This window comes from Spirosoma rhododendri (assembly GCF_012849055.1).
Lineage (GTDB): Bacteria > Bacteroidota > Bacteroidia > Cytophagales > Spirosomataceae > Spirosoma > Spirosoma rhododendri.
The window spans coordinates 3710925-3726626 of the sequence record NZ_CP051677.1; the positions used below are offsets into that span (position 1 = coordinate 3710925).

The 15702-nt window shown below is 54.0% G+C and carries 15 protein-coding genes and 2 pseudogenes; 10 read left to right on the top strand and 7 right to left on the bottom strand.

Going from position 1 to position 15702, the window contains the following annotated elements:
• The first annotated feature begins 57 nt into the window (after positions 1 to 57).
• Positions 58 to 1266: a TonB-dependent receptor gene (locus HH216_RS15450; protein ID WP_169551624.1), complete on the top strand. Its 1209-nt coding sequence runs from the start codon at positions 58 to 60 to the stop codon at positions 1264 to 1266.
• A 97-nt stretch (positions 1267 to 1363) separates the two neighbouring features.
• Here the strand turns inward: HH216_RS15450 and HH216_RS15455 are convergent, their stop codons facing one another.
• Positions 1364 to 1672, bottom strand: coding sequence for a hypothetical protein (locus HH216_RS15455; RefSeq protein WP_169551625.1), 309 nt, complete (start codon positions 1670 to 1672; stop codon positions 1364 to 1366).
• Between the two features lie 293 nt (positions 1673 to 1965).
• On the opposite strand from HH216_RS15455, the gene HH216_RS15460 reads away from it, so the two are divergent.
• Both HH216_RS15460 and HH216_RS15465 read left to right on the top strand, forming a co-directional pair.
• On the top strand, positions 1966 to 2787 hold the full coding sequence (locus tag HH216_RS15460) for a LytTR family transcriptional regulator DNA-binding domain-containing protein (protein WP_169551626.1): 822 nt from the start codon (positions 1966 to 1968) through the stop codon (positions 2785 to 2787).
• 395 nt (positions 2788 to 3182) lie between these two features.
• On the top strand, positions 3183 to 4190 hold the full coding sequence (locus HH216_RS15465) for an IS110 family RNA-guided transposase (protein ID WP_169551627.1): 1008 nt from the start codon (positions 3183 to 3185) through the stop codon (positions 4188 to 4190).
• A 321-nt stretch (positions 4191 to 4511) separates the two neighbouring features.
• Here the strand turns inward: HH216_RS15465 and HH216_RS15470 are convergent, their stop codons facing one another.
• The gene (locus tag HH216_RS15470; protein ID WP_169551628.1) at positions 4512 to 4997 is read right to left on the bottom strand and encodes a response regulator; all 486 of its coding nucleotides are present in this window, start codon (positions 4995 to 4997) and stop codon (positions 4512 to 4514) included.
• 273 nt (positions 4998 to 5270) lie between these two features.
• On the opposite strand from HH216_RS15470, the pseudogene HH216_RS15475 reads away from it, so the two are divergent.
• The 4 genes and pseudogenes from HH216_RS15475 to HH216_RS15490 all read left to right on the top strand — a co-directional run bounded on the left by HH216_RS15475 (position 5271) and on the right by HH216_RS15490 (position 8001).
• Positions 5271 to 6133: pseudogene (locus tag HH216_RS15475) on the top strand (manganese catalase family protein).
• Between the two features lie 89 nt (positions 6134 to 6222).
• Positions 6223 to 6852, top strand: a complete 630-nt coding sequence (locus tag HH216_RS15480; RefSeq protein WP_169551629.1) for a DUF4142 domain-containing protein — start codon at positions 6223 to 6225, stop codon at positions 6850 to 6852.
• Between the two features lie 135 nt (positions 6853 to 6987).
• A complete protein-coding gene (locus HH216_RS15485; protein ID WP_169551630.1) occupies positions 6988 to 7611 on the top strand; it encodes a 3-keto-disaccharide hydrolase in 624 nt (207 codons plus the stop codon).
• A 123-nt stretch (positions 7612 to 7734) separates the two neighbouring features.
• The gene (locus HH216_RS15490; RefSeq protein WP_169551631.1) at positions 7735 to 8001 is read left to right on the top strand and encodes a hypothetical protein; all 267 of its coding nucleotides are present in this window, start codon (positions 7735 to 7737) and stop codon (positions 7999 to 8001) included.
• Positions 8002 to 8016: 15 nt separating this feature from the next.
• Here the strand turns inward: HH216_RS15490 and aqpZ are convergent.
• Together aqpZ and HH216_RS15500 are read right to left on the bottom strand one after the other, a co-directional pair.
• Positions 8017 to 8723 (bottom strand): annotated as a pseudogene (gene aqpZ, locus HH216_RS15495) (aquaporin Z).
• A gap of 170 nt (positions 8724 to 8893) precedes the next feature.
• Positions 8894 to 10048, bottom strand: coding sequence for an ATP-grasp domain-containing protein (locus HH216_RS15500; RefSeq protein WP_169551632.1), 1155 nt, complete (start codon positions 10046 to 10048; stop codon positions 8894 to 8896).
• A 413-nt stretch (positions 10049 to 10461) separates the two neighbouring features.
• Between HH216_RS15500 and HH216_RS15505 the strand changes: the two genes are divergently transcribed.
• On the top strand, positions 10462 to 11220 hold the full coding sequence (locus tag HH216_RS15505) for an alpha/beta hydrolase (protein WP_254448442.1): 759 nt from the start codon (positions 10462 to 10464) through the stop codon (positions 11218 to 11220).
• A 178-nt stretch (positions 11221 to 11398) separates the two neighbouring features.
• Here the strand turns inward: HH216_RS15505 and HH216_RS15510 are convergent, their stop codons facing one another.
• Positions 11399 to 12103 (bottom strand): esterase family protein, encoded by a 705-nt coding sequence (locus HH216_RS15510; protein WP_169551634.1) that lies wholly within the window; start codon positions 12101 to 12103, stop codon positions 11399 to 11401.
• Positions 12104 to 12248: 145 nt separating this feature from the next.
• Here HH216_RS15510 and HH216_RS15515 point away from each other — a divergent pair, with 145 nt between their 5' ends.
• Positions 12249 to 13088, top strand: a complete 840-nt coding sequence (locus HH216_RS15515) for an alpha/beta hydrolase (protein ID WP_169551635.1) — start codon at positions 12249 to 12251, stop codon at positions 13086 to 13088.
• A gap of 1 nt (position 13089) precedes the next feature.
• Here HH216_RS15515 and HH216_RS15520 read toward each other — a convergent pair whose 3' ends face one another.
• A complete protein-coding gene (locus tag HH216_RS15520) occupies positions 13090 to 13929 on the bottom strand; it encodes a hypothetical protein (RefSeq protein ID WP_169551636.1) in 840 nt (279 codons plus the stop codon).
• Between the two features lie 133 nt (positions 13930 to 14062).
• On the opposite strand from HH216_RS15520, the gene HH216_RS15525 reads away from it, so the two are divergent.
• Positions 14063 to 14872 carry a glycoside hydrolase family 16 protein gene (locus HH216_RS15525; protein ID WP_169551637.1) on the top strand — a complete coding sequence of 270 codons (810 nt, stop codon included), beginning with the start codon at positions 14063 to 14065 and terminating at the stop codon, positions 14870 to 14872.
• Between the two features lie 77 nt (positions 14873 to 14949).
• Here HH216_RS15525 and HH216_RS15530 read toward each other — a convergent pair whose 3' ends face one another.
• The gene (locus HH216_RS15530) at positions 14950 to 15507 is read right to left on the bottom strand and encodes an RNA polymerase sigma factor (protein WP_169551638.1); all 558 of its coding nucleotides are present in this window, start codon (positions 15505 to 15507) and stop codon (positions 14950 to 14952) included.
• Positions 15508 to 15702: the final 195 nt, after the last annotated feature.

Sequence of the window (15702 nt, forward strand, 5' to 3'; positions counted from 1 at the left end):
CAGGCGGCTGAAGTTGCGCTGAGCGGCCAACTGGGGGCGCACAAACCGGTGTTGCGTGTGTTTGCATCGGGCGAAAATAGCTTTTTCAAAACGACCAACGTATCTGGCAAACCTGTTACACCTTATCAGTCGTCGACGACCGAAAACCGCTGGCAGGGGATTCAACTGAAAGACAACTGGCAGATCGGTCGGCACTCGCTGACCATTGGCTATGACTATCTGGATGCCAGTACGAGCAGCCGCGCCTGGACCGACGCGACCACCGAACGGGCACCAACCTCGCCCAACTACGCGATCCGTTCGTCGGCGTTCTACGCGCAGGGGCAACTGCGATTCAGCAACGATCGGCTGATTCTGCAACCGGGCATACGCTACGACAACATTACGTTCGACGTGAAGGAAACCCCGCTGCTGACGACTTACAAAGGCGGTAAATCGACCACGCCGTTCGTTAGCCCCAGCCTGGGCGCGGTGGTTCGCGTAGCACCTGATCTGCGATTGACGGGTACCGTGGGTCGCGCGTTCGTAACGCCCGATGCGTTCAACGTAGCGGGCTATTCGGAAGTGCGTACCTCGGCGGGGCGCATCACGATCACGACCGGTAACCCGGATATTCGCAACGAAAATAGCGTCAGCTACGACGCCGGGCTGCACTACAGCCGCCCCACGAGCGGGTTCAGCGCGGGCGTAACCTACTTCCACACGACCGTAAACGACCGGATTGCGCGCATTATCACGCAGGTAAACGAGCGGCAGACCAACGGCGATGTTATCGTGGCGCGGGCTACTTACGTCAACGCGGCCGATTCGCAGATCAGCGGGATCGAGTCGGAAGCGGGATATGATTTTGGCGCACTGGCAGCTTATCGGTATTCGCTGAAATTGTTCGCCAACGCCACCAACATGATTCGGTACAGCGAAACCGTGGTTGGTACCGACGGAGCCGTGACGGAACGCGACATCATGAACGTCGCGAAAGCCAACGTCAATGCCGGACTGGATTACGATTCGTTTAAGGGTTTCCGGGCGCGGCTGCTGGGCCGGTACGTCGGTCACCGCAAAGACACGGATTTCACCGACGCAGCCAACCCCGAAATCGAATACCCGGTCTATCTGGTGCTTGACGCCAGCGCGTCGTATACGCTGGCGCGGCAGCATACGCTGAGCCTGCAAGTGACGAACCTGACCGACGAAAACTACTACGAAAAGCGGGGCTACAACCTGCCCGGACGCTCGTTCTTCGTCCGGTATAACTTCGCGTTCTAGCCGCACTAACGCCACTAAACACCAAAGCCGCTATTGGACAGACCAATAGCGGCTTTGGCGTTTATCTGCCTGGTGGCCAAGCTATACGTCCCGGTGGTTAACGCTGCGAACCGGTTTTTTTCGTGGCTGGTCGTTTGGGGGCCGGTTCGTTGGTTGTGGAGCGGGCACCACGGGTTGGCTGGCTGGTAGCACCCGATGCTGGTGTGCCCATGTCGGGCGAAGACCGGGTCTGGTTGGTAGCACTTACCGACGGTGGCGCTGGCGCTGGTCGTGGATCTTTCCGGGTCGTCGTCTTTTGCTTGTTCTGGCGATCAGACCGTGTGCTACCCGATACATTGGCCTGGGCATAGCTGCTGGTGCCGATGGCTACTGTCAGGAGAGCCGCTATTAATAAGGTGCGAGTCATGCTTGTGCGGGGTTATTTTAAGTTGAGTACTATGTTCTGGTGTCAACGGTCTGTTTTTTAGCAGGGTTAACCGCTTTTTGAAATCGTGAGGGAATGGTCCGGTCGTGATATGCAGAAAGTGAGGTTGTATTGGTGTAGTATGGTGACAAATAACGTATTATGCTGGGTAATCAATCCGTGCAAAGCGTTTCACTTGGTCAGCCGAACCTATCAACTGGTACCGGGTTTATCTCCTACCAGCGTATATAACATACTGGATGTGGCGAATTGTGCCGCAGCTAACAAATGGACAGATGAGTGCCATCAAATACGCCCTTCAGCAACCTGAATCTATCGCCTACTGCACCGGTGCCAACAACTATTGCTGGATTCATTTTCGGTCCGGGGAGAAAGAGTTAGTATCCAAACCGATTAGTTACCTTGAGCGCAAACTGACGGCCTTCGTCCGGGTGCATAAAACGGTTCTGCTTAATCCAAGCTTTGTTGACCAGCTGGTGCCGCCCGCCACCCGGAAAAAGACGGGTCAGGTTCGGATCGATACGGGCGAAGCGTTTCCGGTCAGTCGGCGTCGCTGGGCACAGGTTGTTCTGACGCTGACGGGACAGGAAACACCGTCGTCTCCGGCGAACGATATCACAGTCGGGTCGGGTCAGGCTGTGGCAACCGTAAAACCGGCTGACGTTAATTCACTCGGCCGGACAATTGTGGTTGTGACGGAGCAGCCTCAAACCGCCTGGATGCTGGAAACGATCGTGGGCGACCACGCTTTCGATTACCAGTGTTACAGCGACACCACCAGCGATTCACTGGCAGACTTCTTAACGCAGCAGCCCGGTCTGGACCACCCCGCCCTGATGCTGATCGATGCCCGGACGGCTATTGATAAACGCCTGGGTATTCTCAGTCGGCTGAAGGCCAGCAGCGCGCTTTGCCACATACCGATAATCGTGTTGGTGTTGCCAAACCGCCAATCGATTTTGCAGGGCTATGCACACCGGGCCAATTCGGTAATCGCGATGCCAAAGGGGATACCGCCAGAAGAGACGCTGCGCCGTATATGCCGATTCTGGCTGGAAATGGCCGTGATGCCAACCAGCCAGAACCTGCTAGATTAGTTCACCATCCGGCAGTGTTGTTAAGTTCTTCTTCTGGTGGTAGCAATTGCCAAATTTGCTTCGGTCCGTTTACCCCCCAGCCCCCTGAGAGGTTGTTTGGGGAAGCATAAATTGGGTCAAAAATGCCCTTTTTGTCATCCCGAGCCTGCGAGGGATCCGCTCCGGCCTTTAGGTTTGAGGGTCGGTAAGATTCCAAGATTTGGTAGCTTACCGATGAACGAAAAACAGAGCGGGCTACCCTATCGCTCGGCAAGGTTCGTGGCCTATGGGCCGATTTAGGACCCGCCCTGTCTCTACTTGAATGGCTCGTATAGAAATGTGGGACATCAGGCCCGTTAGTAAGGTATTGAGCACAAAACAAGTAGACATTCGGCAACCCTAAATTAGAAAGCATCATGGACATTCACTACTTCGTGGGCATTGACATTGCGAAGGCCACCCTGGACTGGGCCATTTATACTGGTAAAAAGATAGTGCTGCAAACCAGCACACCCAATTCAGTAACGGGCATAAAGACCGCTTTGCGACTGCTGAAAGCACTCCCAGACTGGAATCCTAAGCAGGCGGTCTTCTGTATGGAACATACGGGTATCTATAACGCCCACCTGTTGGACTTTCTCCACAAACTCCATTTCCCCATTTGGTTAGAGTCGTCGTTGCAAATCAAAAAAGCGGGCGGGTTGCAACGAGGTAAGACCGACTCCATCGATGCCCAGCGTATTGCGGAATACGCCTATCGCTTTTGCGACCAAATTCGTCTGTGGGAAGCGCCCCGTCAAGTCATCCAGAAATTAGCTCTATTAAGTGCTGCTCGTCAGCGACTTATCAGCGTATACAATCAGCTTGCCGGTCCACTGGCTGAACACCAGGGCTTTATTGATCCCACTCTACAGAAGCAACTCAACAAAAGTTGTCAAGTCTCTCTCACCGCTCTGGAGAAAGATCGTAAGGCAGTCGATAGAGCCATTGGTGCGCTTATCGAAGCCGATCCTCGTCTGAGCCAACTTTTTGAACTGGTCGTGTCGGTTACCGGCATTGGCACGGCTACGGCCACTGAGATCGTCATCGCTACCAATGAAATGAAGACGATCACCGACCCCAAAAAGATGGCTTGTCATGCTGGGGTTGCCCCCTTCAGTTATCAATCGGGCAGTAGCGTCCGGGGACGCCCTGGTGTGAGTCAACATGCTCGTAAGCGGCTGAAGTCTCTCTTTCATTTGGGTGCGATGTCAGCTATCCGTGCCAAAGGGGAATTGCAGGACTACTACCAGCGTAAAGTCAAGGAAGGCAAGAATAAGATGCTCGTCCTCAATGCGGTTCGCAACAAGCTCATCCATCGGGTGTACGCGGTGGTGGCCAAGGGCGAAAAGTATGACAAAAATTATGTGTCTCCACTTGCATAAACCATAGAAATCGGCCCGGTTCGCTAGGAGCAAGAAAACGCCTGTTACCGGACCGGGCCGCCGGAGCGGATCCCTCCTGTCGTCGGGATGACAAAAATTCGTTCCTCAAACAACCTCTGAAGGGGGAGAAATTCATTCGCAGAATACTCCCCCTTCAGGGCGGTCCGACGGGTCGGGGCTAGGGGGTAAGCGGGACAGCACTCAACAGCCCTGCGGTTGGGAGCGGAATCTTTTCTCTATCCGATAGTAGATCTGGTTGAGGCACAGGTAGCATACGGATACGAGGCTCGTCTATAAGTTGCGTTGAGAAAGTACTGGTAGTTATAAAAAGCCAAACTGTAGGGGTGGCAGCGCAATCGTGTCCCACCAGTACGCACGCAGTTCATCGAAGTACGTGCGCCATTCGTCGACTTCAAAAGGCTTGACAACGTAACCGGCGGCTCCACGCTGATACGTTCCCTCAATGTCCGGACGATGATTCGACGAACTAAAGACAACAACCGGGATGTGATTCACCGGCATCGGCAGTGCCTTTATGGCCGTCAGTAAGTGCCAGCCGTCTTCGCGCTGGGGCAGATAAAGGTCCTGTAGAATCAGCTTGGGAAGTTCCCACTCCTGCGTGCTCCAGCTATCCAGCAGGGTAATCGCTTCGTTTGCTGAGCTGACGCGTACACAGTCGACTTCGGGTATAGACTGTGATAAGGCACTGCTAATCAGTGCCCACTGGTCGTTGTTGTCTTCAATGACCAACAGTTTAGATTGGGCAAGGCGGGAGCCGCTCCGTTGTTTATCAAGTGGGGTAGTCATAGTTAATAGGGAAAAAAGAGGACTAGATACGAACATATACGTAAATAGTATATATAAACTACCGACTAAAGGGTTATTTGTTTAATAATCTTTATCGGGGTCATACGAGCGGTTATTTATGCCTGGGACCATTGTCTCACTAAAGCAGAAAAGACGGTCTGGATTACGGCGGGGGAGGGAGGTGTTGGGTTATTTTTTTCACTGGCCAGGCACATACTATCGACTGCGATAGTGGTATTGCCAGCAATAAACACATAAACCCAACTAACCAGTATGTTTTACCACGACAAACGATTGCAGTACAAGGTACGGGTCGATAAGCCTAATCCACAATTCGCCCGGGCACTTCAACAGGCGCTGGGCGGAATCGAAGGCGAAATTCGGGTATGTCTGCAATACCTGTTTCAGGCCTGGAATTCGCGCGGCCCGGTCCGATACCGCGATATGCTGCTCGATACCGGTACCGAAGAAATATCCCATATCGAGATGCTGGCAACGGCTATCGCGCTCAATCTGGAGGGGGCGTCAAACTCGCTGGTCGATGATCTGGTGGGTAAAAACCCAATCGTGAAAGACATTATGGGGGCATGGACCCCCGGCATTATCTGTCGGCCGGGCTTGGTGCTATGGCCGCCGATTCCAATGGTGTGCCGTTCAACGGGTCGTGGGTGGTTGGCTCGGGCAACATTGCCGCCGATATGTACGCCAACGTGATGGCTGAATCGACGGGGCGGGTGCTGGCAACGCGGCTCTACGAAATGACCGATGATTCGGGCATGAAAGATATGCTGTCGTTTATGATTGCCCGCGACACCATGCACCAGCAGCAATGGCTGGCGGTGCTGGAAGAACTGGGGCATGGCGACATGAGTAAGGTGTTGCCCATTCCGAACAGCTTCCCGCAGAGCCAGGAGAAGCAGGAGTTCAGCTACGCGTTTGTCAACACCAATATTGACCCGTCGTCGCCGTCGATCGGTGAACACCGCCGGTGGACGGAAGGGCCGTCGATCGACAAGAAAGGGGAATTCCACGAAATCAAGGCGCAGCCCTATGGCGACGAGCCTCAACTTGGGCCACCTGCGCCGGAAGCCCACGCCCAGACCGAACAAATCGAGAAGGCAGGCGACAAAAGCTAACGTATGGTCAACAACTGGTCCGGGGCAGGGCAACAGCGTACACCCGGACCAGTCTCGCATAAACTGATATACATTCATCCGAAATACTCATGAAAATCAACACTGTATTGGCTGGGCTGCTACTGAGCGGTTCGCTGATAAATGCTAGTCTGGCTCAACAGCCGGGGACCGGTAACGCCAGCATGGCGGCCAACAAAGTCGGGAATGAAAGCAAAGCCGAATTCGACCGGCAGAACAAGCAGGGCGCAGCGGCCGTCAGTGCCGTATCGCCGACCAGTGCCAAACTATCGGAAGCCGATAAGCAACTGATGAACGAAGTGGCGATGGGGGGAATGATGCAGCTCGAACTGAGTCGGGTCGCGGTTCAGAAAGCGACCAACCCGCAAACGAAGGCGCTGGCTCAGGCTGAGGTAACCGAGCAAACCGGATTATCGGCCAAGCTGAAAGAGATCGCTGCCGCGAAAGGGGTTACGCTGCCTACCGCGCCCGACGCTCAGACGAAAACGCTGCTGACCAAATTCAACCAGGCATCGGGCACATCGTTCGATAAGCTGTACGTAACGGAGAGTGGGGTAAAAGGCCACGAAAAACTCAACCAGGTGATGACGAAAGTTGAATCCAGCGCGTCGGACAGCAACCTGAAGCAGTTGGCGAAAGCGGCTCATCCGCTGGTGAAAACGCACCTGAGCGTATCGCGGCAGATCATGACATCGATGTAAACTCCGCTTCAACCACTGATTCGACTGAAACAAGCCCCCGTTTTTCAGAAAACGGGGGCTTTCTGTTTGCTCCCTAGTCAGTAGAAGCGGGTGGGTGTCGACTTCATTTACCGAAAGACACTCAACAATCACACAATGCTAAAACGTACACTACTGCTGGCAATCGGCCTGACCGGACTGCTGGCGATGCCTGCCTACAAATCAGCTTCGCGCGCCGAAAAATGGGTTAGCCTGTTCGATGGCAAAACGCTGAACGGCTGGAAAGCCGCCGAAAATCCGGCAACGTTCAGCGTGCAGGACGGGGCTATTGTTGTAGCCGGGCCACGGGCGCATCTGTTCTACGAAGGGCCGGTGAATAACCACGATTTCAAAAATTTCGAGTGGAAAGCCGACGTCAAAACCATGCCCGGCTCCAACTCCGGCATGTTTATTCACACGGCCTATCAGGAAACCGGCTGGCCCAAACAGGGGTACGAGATTCAGGTCAACCAGACGCACACGGACTGGCGCAAAACGGGCAGCGTTTACGGGCTACAGGATGTGAAGGAAACGTTTGTGAAGGATGGCGAATGGTACAACGAGCGAATCGTCGTGCGGGGCAAGACCATCCAGATTCTGATTAACGACAAGGTCATCAACACCTACACCGAACCCGAAACCACGGACAAAGCCGCCAACGGGACCATTGCCTTACAGGGCCACGACCCCAAAAGCACGGTTTATTACAAGAACATCCAAATTATGCCCCTCCCGAATTAGGTATAGACAGGATTATGAGATTCTAGGAGAAAAAGAAAAATCCTGTTAATCCCATAATCCTGTCCATAAAAAAACGGAATGGCGGCTGGGCGGTTATGCTAGTGTCACCTGACTAATCAGCATATGCACAGCGAACGGGAAAAGAAATTACTTACGAAGTTTTGGGTAAAGGGCGGTGTCGGTGCGATGTTCGTGGGCAGCGGCATATCCGTCGTACTGCACGGCTGGGGCCTCCGGCAGGCCAGCGAAGACAACTGGTTTTGGGTCAGCACGGGGGGCTTCTCCCTGATTATGACCGGCCTGCGGCTGATTGGCGACGCTAACCGCCACCGAACAATGGTCGACGTGCTGCGTGAACTGGACCAGCGAAAAAGTCCTGACCAACCCTGATCAAGACCAGCCCGATCAGTCGAGGTCGATGGGTGAATTATCAATGACCGTCTTGTAAAAAACACCCGCCAGAATTGCGCCCAGGATAGGAGCGACCCAGAACAGCCAAAGCTGCCCGATTGCCCAGCCGCCCGCAAACAAAGCCTGACTGGTACTGCGGGCCGGATTGACCGAGGTGTTGGTAACAGGAATACTGATCAGGTGAATCAGTGCCAGCGACAACCCGATCGCCAAACCCGCCAGTTCGCGGGGCGATTTTTTGTGCGTCGAGCCGAGGATAATGATGATAAAGAAAAAAGTCATGACGACCTCCGTTACAAAAGCCGACAGCAGCGAATAACCACCCGGCGAGTGATCGCCGTAGCCGTTAGCGGCAAAGTCGCCCAGCACGAAACCCGGCTTACCGCTGGCAATAACATACAGGATACCCGCCCCCGCCAGCCCGCCCAACACCTGCGCAACGATATAGGGTAACACCATCGCCCGGCTGAAGTTACCGCCCACGGTCAGACCGATGGTGACAGCCGGGTTGAAATGACCACCGGAATCCGGCCGACGGCATAGGCCATCGTGACAACCGTCAGACCAAAAGAGAGCGACACACCGACGAAGCCAAGGCCCAGTTCGGGGTACGCAGCGGCCAGCACGGCACTGCCGCATCCACCCAGTACCAACCACAAAGTTCCGATAAATTCAGCAGCCAGTTTGCTACTCGTTGTCATGTCAGTTGTCAGTTAGGTATGCCGTACGAAAGTGACAATAATCGACTATTCGGTTACGGTAATCGACAAACTGGCTATGTAAACGAATTGTTTGGCAGAGGCCACAAACGTCAAACAGGCGTCAATCATTTACCACTGGTAAACGATTGACGCCTGTTTGGGTACGTAGATTACTTGTTCTTTTTGGGTGGTTTTGCGTCACCCTTTTTCTCTTTTTTGGGCTCGGAACTGTCAGCCTGTTTGGCTTCTTTTTCTGGCTTCCCGGCCGGAGCTGGTTTCTCTTTCAGCTCTTTTTCGGGTTTGGGAGCCTTTTCTGCTTTTGGCGCTGGCTTCTCTGGTTTCGGCTCGGGCTTTTCCGGTTTCGGACCCGGCTCACCAATCGACCCGCGCACAAACGTACCCCAGGTCAGGTTGTCTTTGCCTCTGGTCGCTTTCTTCGCCCGGTCGATGGCCATGTTGGCGGCCGCTTCAACAACCCAGTCGAAATTTTCCTGACCCACCGAATGTACGTCGGCATCGGGGGCGGGGTTACAGAAGTCGATAGCGATGGGGATACCGTCGCGCACGGCAAACTCGACCGTGTTGAAATCGTAGCCCAGACCGTGGTTCAGCTTCAGCACATAGTCCTGCATCGTTGCCAGCAGCTTCTTACCCGCGTCGCCGGTCGTTTTCATCTCCGATGCATAGCGCAGATGATGTGGGTTGCGTGGTTCGTACGACATGATACGGACATCTTTCCCGCCGATGCAGTAGCAACGGAAATAATCGGTAAAGTCGATGGCTTCCTGGTATAGCATCACCAGCTGCCCCGTCTCGTCGTAGGCCCGAAACATCTGCTCCGGATTGTCGACTTTATACACGCTTTTCCAGCCGCCCCCGGAGTGCGGTTTCATGAACGCCGGGAAGCCGATGTGGTTAAAAATACCGTCCCAGTTCATGTTGTCGAGGTTGCGAAACGAGTTGTGGTTCGTATCGTCGGGCCGTTCCTTCGAGGGGAGCAGAATCGTTTTCGGAACAGGCACACCCAACTGAACGGCCAGCGCATTATTGAAAAACTTTTCGTCGGCACTCCACCAGAATGGATTGTTTACAACGGCGGTACCGGTAAGGGCTGCGTTTTTCAGGAATGCTTTGTAGAACGGCACATCCTGCGAAATCCGGTCGATGATCACCGCGTAGTCGGTTGGTACGCTCTGTTCGACCTGTTCGATCCGGACAAACTCGGCCGGAAAGTCGCTCTGCTTTTCGTTGACGCGGTCGACAAAGGCCTGCGGGAACGTGTTTTCCTGGCCGAATAGGATGCCGATTTTTCGTTTATCGCTCATAATCAGGTAGTTGATGTTAGATGGTATGCTGCTGTGCAACGAAGGATGAATAGGGGCGCGTTGTTACGCTGTGACGGGCCAAAGTTGCACCGCTGTCCGTAAAAACCCAAACTACCCCCGGAGGTTTACATAATCCGTAATAAGACCGTTTACAACAGTCATAGTGCGGCAGTGGAATTCATCACCGGTGCTGGTAAAAAAAGGGGAGGGTGTAGTAATACAGACGGTGACGTGCCTATTTCGTGCTGAAAACACGTCAACCTGTGAATTGTCGGCCGTTTTTCAGCCGATATCCGTGACTATCGAGTAGACAAAAAATGAAGCAGATTTTTTCAATCCTGTTCCTTGCTCTTTGTGCAGCTACGGTATGTGGTCAGACGCTAGCACCGAAAAAATCAGCATCCAGGCCGTTTGTGCTCGGTCAGATAGACGAGATTGTGTCCAAAGAATTGAATGAAAAAAGGAAACTGAACATCTATTTGCCCGAAGGCTACAACGAGAAAGACACCGTAACCTATCCGGTTATTTACCTGCTCGATGGTTCGGCCGACGAAGACTTCATTCACATAGTCGGGCTCGTGCAATTCAATAGTTTCGAGTGGGTCGACCGGGTGCCAAAATCAATCGTGGTGGGCATCGCAACGGTCGACAGGCGGAGGGACTTCACGTTTCCCACAACTATTGAACGCGATAAAAAGGCGTATCCGACGACCGGGCACTCCGATCGGTTTATCTCGTTCATCGAGAGGGAATTGCAACCGTACATTCGGGCCACTTATAAGACGAATACCTCCAAGACGATCATAGGCCAGTCGTTGGGCGGGCTATTGGCGACAGAAATTCTGATCAAAAAGCCGACGCTTTTTACCAAGTACGTCATCGTGAGTCCAAGTCTATGGTGGAATAACGGTTCGCTGCTGCAACACCCCATGTCAACCTTTTCGGATACCGATATTTACATCGGCGTCGGGAAAGAAGGGCTAACACCAACCGAAATTCCTCGCGTAATGGAAGTTGATGCGAACCTGCTTGCTGACAAAATGAAGTCGCTGAACGACAAAAACGTACGCGTCTATTTTGATTACCTGCCCTCGGAGAATCATGCGACAATACTGCATCAGGCCGTTTCGAATTCATTCAGCCGTCTATACCCAAAAGCATCGAACGAGTAGGCCGCCGAATAACACGTTCGGCCGTGCTGACGGGAGCAGAACCACCCGCTCCAGTCACTGTTCAAACGAAAGCGAGCAAATCTAATCCGGTGAAACACAAACGACCCGCACCAAATAAGCGCGGGTCGTTTCGTATTGTCAGGTCTGAAACGCTAGTGTAATCAGTGTAATCCTGTCGTTAAATCTGGCTCAGATAACGCGGGAACATATCTTTCCAGACCGGCCAGTCGTGATCGCCCCAGGGGACGATATCGAGTTGATGACGAATGCCTTTGCGGCCCAGAATACCCGCCATCTGCTCGTTGGCCGGTTTGCAGAAGTCGTAAGCCGACGTGCCCAGCACGATGTTCATGTGGTATAATTCCGGGTTGCCGTCGTTGGGTACAAAATCGACCGGGTTGTTATAGTAGACGTTGTCGTCGTAATAGCCGTGCAGAAACGAGCGGATGTCGAACTTGGCACCCATCGAGAATAGGTTGCCAACCTGTTCGGGGTGGCGAAAGGCGAAGTTGAGCGCGTGGTAGCCGCCAAACGACGCCCCTGCTACACCGATTTTCCGCTCGTTGCACTCCCGCTGAATGCCCGGTACCAGCTCGTCGTGCAGAAACCGGTCGTACAGCACCTGATTCCAGATCCGGGTGCCGGGGTGCAGGTGGCGGGCGTAGAAGCTGTCGCGGTCGATGCTGTCGATGCAGTACAGCTTTACTTTTCCCGTTTCGACAAACCAGCGCACCGATTCGATAAACCCAAAATTTTTGTATTCGTAGAAGCGCCCCATTGAGGTCGGAAACAGCACGACCGGGTAGCCCCAGTTGCCGTAAACCAGCATTTCCATGTCGCGGCCAAGGTGGTGCGAGTACCACTTTCGATAGTCTTCCTGCAAGGTTGTATGTCGTTTGGTAACAGACTGATTATCGGTTGAAAGTAAGGCAAAACACCGGCACAGGCAAAAAAGAAGCAGGATTGTAACGGAATAATTGGCTATTTTGCTTCTTGTGACAACCGTTTTTCTATTTCTGTTTTTGCTTATGGCTGAACCAGTACCAGCCCCTCACCAGACGCACACACCGCCCGTGATCGTCCGGCACGACGACTCGCTCGTGTCAGTACCGCTCAACCGCAGTGTCCGGCTGACCATCATGCTGCCCCCCGACTATCAGGAAAATGGTACACAGACGTATCCTATTTTATACCTCAACGACGGGCAGGATCTGAAGAAGCTTCACATGAGCGAGGTGCTCGACTCGCTCTATCAGCAGCAGGCCATTCGGCCGTTTGTGCTGGTTGCGATTCATGCCGGCGATCGTATTCAGGAATACGGCACCGCTGCCCAGGCCGACTATATGCAGCGGGGCAGCAAGGCCGCCCGCTACACCGACTTCGTGCTGACCGAATTGATCCCGTACGTCCGGAAGCACTACCGTATCCGCACCGATGCCGCCAGTTCGGCGTTCGCGGGTTTTTCGCTCGGTGGTTTGTCGGCCTTCGATATCGTTTATCACCACCCCGACCAGTTTAGTCGGGCGGGGGTGTTTTCGGGCTCGTTCTGGTGGCGCAGCCGCGCCTTCGACGGTGCCTATTCCGACGACACTGACCGGATTGCCCATCAGCTCGTCCGGCACGGTGGGGGCGTGCAGCCACTGCGTTTCTGGTTTGAAACCGGCACCGACGACGAAACCAGCGACCGTAACAACAACGGTATCATCGACGCGATTGAAGACACAACCGACCTGATCGACGAACTGGTCAAGAAAGGCTACCATCGCGACACCGACATCCGGTACGTCGAGGTGCCAGGCGGGCAGCACAATCAGGAGACGTGGCGGGCCGTGATGCCCGATTTTCTGACCTGGGCGTTTGGGCGGTAGCTCAGGGGCGGGTCAGCAGTAGTCCGCTACGCTTGAGAAACAGCGCCACGTCGCGGGTCGTGTTCAGCGATACCTGATCTTCGTAAAGTTCACGGGCTTTGGCGACGATAGTTTTCTGGTATGATTTTACCGTTTCTTTGGTGTTACCCGTCAGCTGGCTGACGGCCTGAATGGTGAGTGCCGGTTCGTGCGCCGGGTGGTTGGCGTACAGGCGCAGAATCTCCATTTCTTTAGGCTGAAACGGGTTTTGGGCCGTACCGAAATTGGCAAAGGCGACGCTGATAGCCTGAAGAAACGTCTGCTCGATCTCCGGCGGCAGTCCGCGAAAGCGCGGGCTCATCGGCTCGCCCTCGTAGTCCTTAACGATCGTAAACTCCGACAGGTAAGCCAGAATATAACCATCGGCAGAATACTGCCACGGGGTAATCGTGCGCTTTACCAGTAGCACACGCCCGTCGGCATGGCGGAGCGGCACTGTCGCGATAAAAGCGGGGCTGGCAAAGCGGACCAGCTGCTGATTGGACATCCGGAACGTTTGCCCGCCCATCATCATCATCGTCTGGTAGGTACCCCGGTTCGGTACCATGTCCATGTACTGCCGAAAGGTCAGGCCATTATCGTCATAGCCCATTTCGCGCCAGCCGCCGGCGGCAACGATGGACAGCGTCAGCAGGTCAACGACCATAAAGAACTGTTCGGGATGAAGCTCCGTGCGCAGCCGTTTGAGCGACGCCTGCTGCTTGTCGGTAGGAACCATGCGCTGCCGCGCTTCCGGGTCGGGGTGTAGCGTCGCCAGCATCTGCCTGATCTGCTGATATTCGCTCGGTGCGGGTCGATTCATAGGGTATAACGTTGACGTTTGTAAAGGTTGGATAGCGGGAATAGTGGCTAAAGGAAGGCGGAAAAATAGGCAATAAATCAGCCCGCGCGGCTGAGTATGGTTAGAAAAGAGCACCGCCGGGTTTTATACCAGTATGCTACATATACTGTGCCTGTTAGGATTGGTAACCGGTTGCTCAGCCGCTACTGACACTCTTTCGCTACCCGCTACCCGGCCGGCGACCCGGCAACTGGTCTGGAGCGACGAATTCGATCGGCCGGGCCTGCCCGACTCAGCCAGGTGGCAATACGAAGTTGGGGGCAACGGATGGGGGAATAACGAACGACAATATTACACTGCGCGTCGCCCCGAAAACGCCCGTGTCGAAGCTGGAAATTTGATTATCGAAGCCCGGCGGGAAAACTGGCAGGGCAGCTCGTACACCTCCGCCCGGTTAACGACCCGACAGTCGCGAAGCTGGACGTATGGCCGGATCGAAGCCCGCGCCAAGCTCCCGGCGGGGGTGGGTACGTGGCCCGCGATCTGGATGCTGGGCAATAACATAGGCACCGTTGGTTGGCCGCGTTGTGGCGAACTCGACATTATGGAACACGTGGGCTACGACGAAGGCGTCATCCACGGCACCACTCACACTGAAGTATATAACCACGTGAAGCACACCGAGAAAACCGGGACGCTGACCATTCCCGATGCTACGTCGGCCTTTCACGTCTACGCCATCGACTGGACCGCCGATCAGATCGATTTTTACGTCGATGAGCAGCGGTATTTCTCCGCGAAGAAAAGTGAGTTGGGGCGTTCAGCGGCCGAGTGGCCCTTCGATCAGCCGTTTTATCTGCTGCTCAACCTGGCCGTTGGTGGCAACTGGGGGGGCGCGAAAGGTGTCGACGAAACGATCTGGCCCCGGCGCATGGAGATCGACTATGTGCGGGTATATCAATAGCCATCAGCCAACTACAGAAAAGGCGTGCACTCTGATGAGTGCACGCCTTTATCGGTTCTTAACCTATGGGTACAGGGTTAAAAAGGCATTGCCGTGGTGTCGCCACAAAGCCGGCGAACCTTATCGCGCGACCGCTTCAGGCGCATCTTGACAGCGCTGTCGTTGAGGTTCAGCTGCTCGGCGATCTGGTGAATATCAAGCCCTTCCTGGTATTTCATGCGCAGAATCATCGACTCTTGGGGCGAGATCGTGCTCATGGCGTCGGAAAGCTGCTGTAGACTATGCTCTTTCGCTTCGTAGTCGTCCATCGACGGCATCTGGCAGTCCAGATCGTCGTCCAGTGGGGTTGTCGTCATCCGGTTGGCCACCCGAATCTGATCCATACAATAGTTGTACGAAATCGAGTAGAGCCAGGTTGAGAACGTCGACCGTTCCTGGAAGCGATCCAGCCGGGAAAAGGCCCGAATGAAAATATCGTGGGTGAAATCCTGAGCCTTCTCCGAATCTTTAGTATACGAAAGACAGCGGTTATATACTTTACGGACATAACGCGTGTAAAGCGTTTCAAAGCAATCGTTCGGGCGGGTGCCCAGATATTGCCGGATTACTTCTTCGTCGTTCAGTTTAGTTTTCATTGATTCAATGGCTCAGGTTAAGCAGTGAGAGCGATTTCGTCCGTTTCGATATACAAAGGTTACACTACTGATCTCGGTAAGGCACCTTATTTCGATGAACTGTAGCTTTCGGACGATTTTTGGTAAAAAAATTGTTGATGGTACTTGGATATGTACACGAGTGATTATTTTTTTTCAAAAAATGTTACCTTTTTT

What these genes read in the sequence shown, in the direction of transcription:
- HH216_RS15455 (WP_169551625.1), bottom strand. Translation starts at nt 1,672, where the DNA reads ATGACTCGCACCTTATTAATAGCGGCTCTCCTGACAGTAGCCATCGGC.
- HH216_RS15460 (WP_169551626.1), top strand. Translation starts at nt 1,966, where the DNA reads ATGAGTGCCATCAAATACGCCCTTCAGCAACCTGAATCTATCGCCTAC.
- HH216_RS15465 (WP_169551627.1), top strand. Translation starts at nt 3,183, where the DNA reads ATGGACATTCACTACTTCGTGGGCATTGACATTGCGAAGGCCACCCTG.
- HH216_RS15470 (WP_169551628.1), bottom strand. Translation starts at nt 4,997, where the DNA reads ATGACTACCCCACTTGATAAACAACGGAGCGGCTCCCGCCTTGCCCAA.
- HH216_RS15480 (WP_169551629.1), top strand. Translation starts at nt 6,223, where the DNA reads ATGAAAATCAACACTGTATTGGCTGGGCTGCTACTGAGCGGTTCGCTG.
- HH216_RS15485 (WP_169551630.1), top strand. Translation starts at nt 6,988, where the DNA reads ATGCTAAAACGTACACTACTGCTGGCAATCGGCCTGACCGGACTGCTG.
- HH216_RS15490 (WP_169551631.1), top strand. Translation starts at nt 7,735, where the DNA reads ATGCACAGCGAACGGGAAAAGAAATTACTTACGAAGTTTTGGGTAAAG.
- HH216_RS15500 (WP_169551632.1), bottom strand. Translation starts at nt 10,048, where the DNA reads ATGAGCGATAAACGAAAAATCGGCATCCTATTCGGCCAGGAAAACACG.
- HH216_RS15515 (WP_169551635.1), top strand. Translation starts at nt 12,249, where the DNA reads ATGGCTGAACCAGTACCAGCCCCTCACCAGACGCACACACCGCCCGTG.
- HH216_RS15520 (WP_169551636.1), bottom strand. Translation starts at nt 13,929, where the DNA reads ATGAATCGACCCGCACCGAGCGAATATCAGCAGATCAGGCAGATGCTG.
- HH216_RS15525 (WP_169551637.1), top strand. Translation starts at nt 14,063, where the DNA reads ATGCTACATATACTGTGCCTGTTAGGATTGGTAACCGGTTGCTCAGCC.
- HH216_RS15530 (WP_169551638.1), bottom strand. Translation starts at nt 15,507, where the DNA reads ATGAAAACTAAACTGAACGACGAAGAAGTAATCCGGCAATATCTGGGC.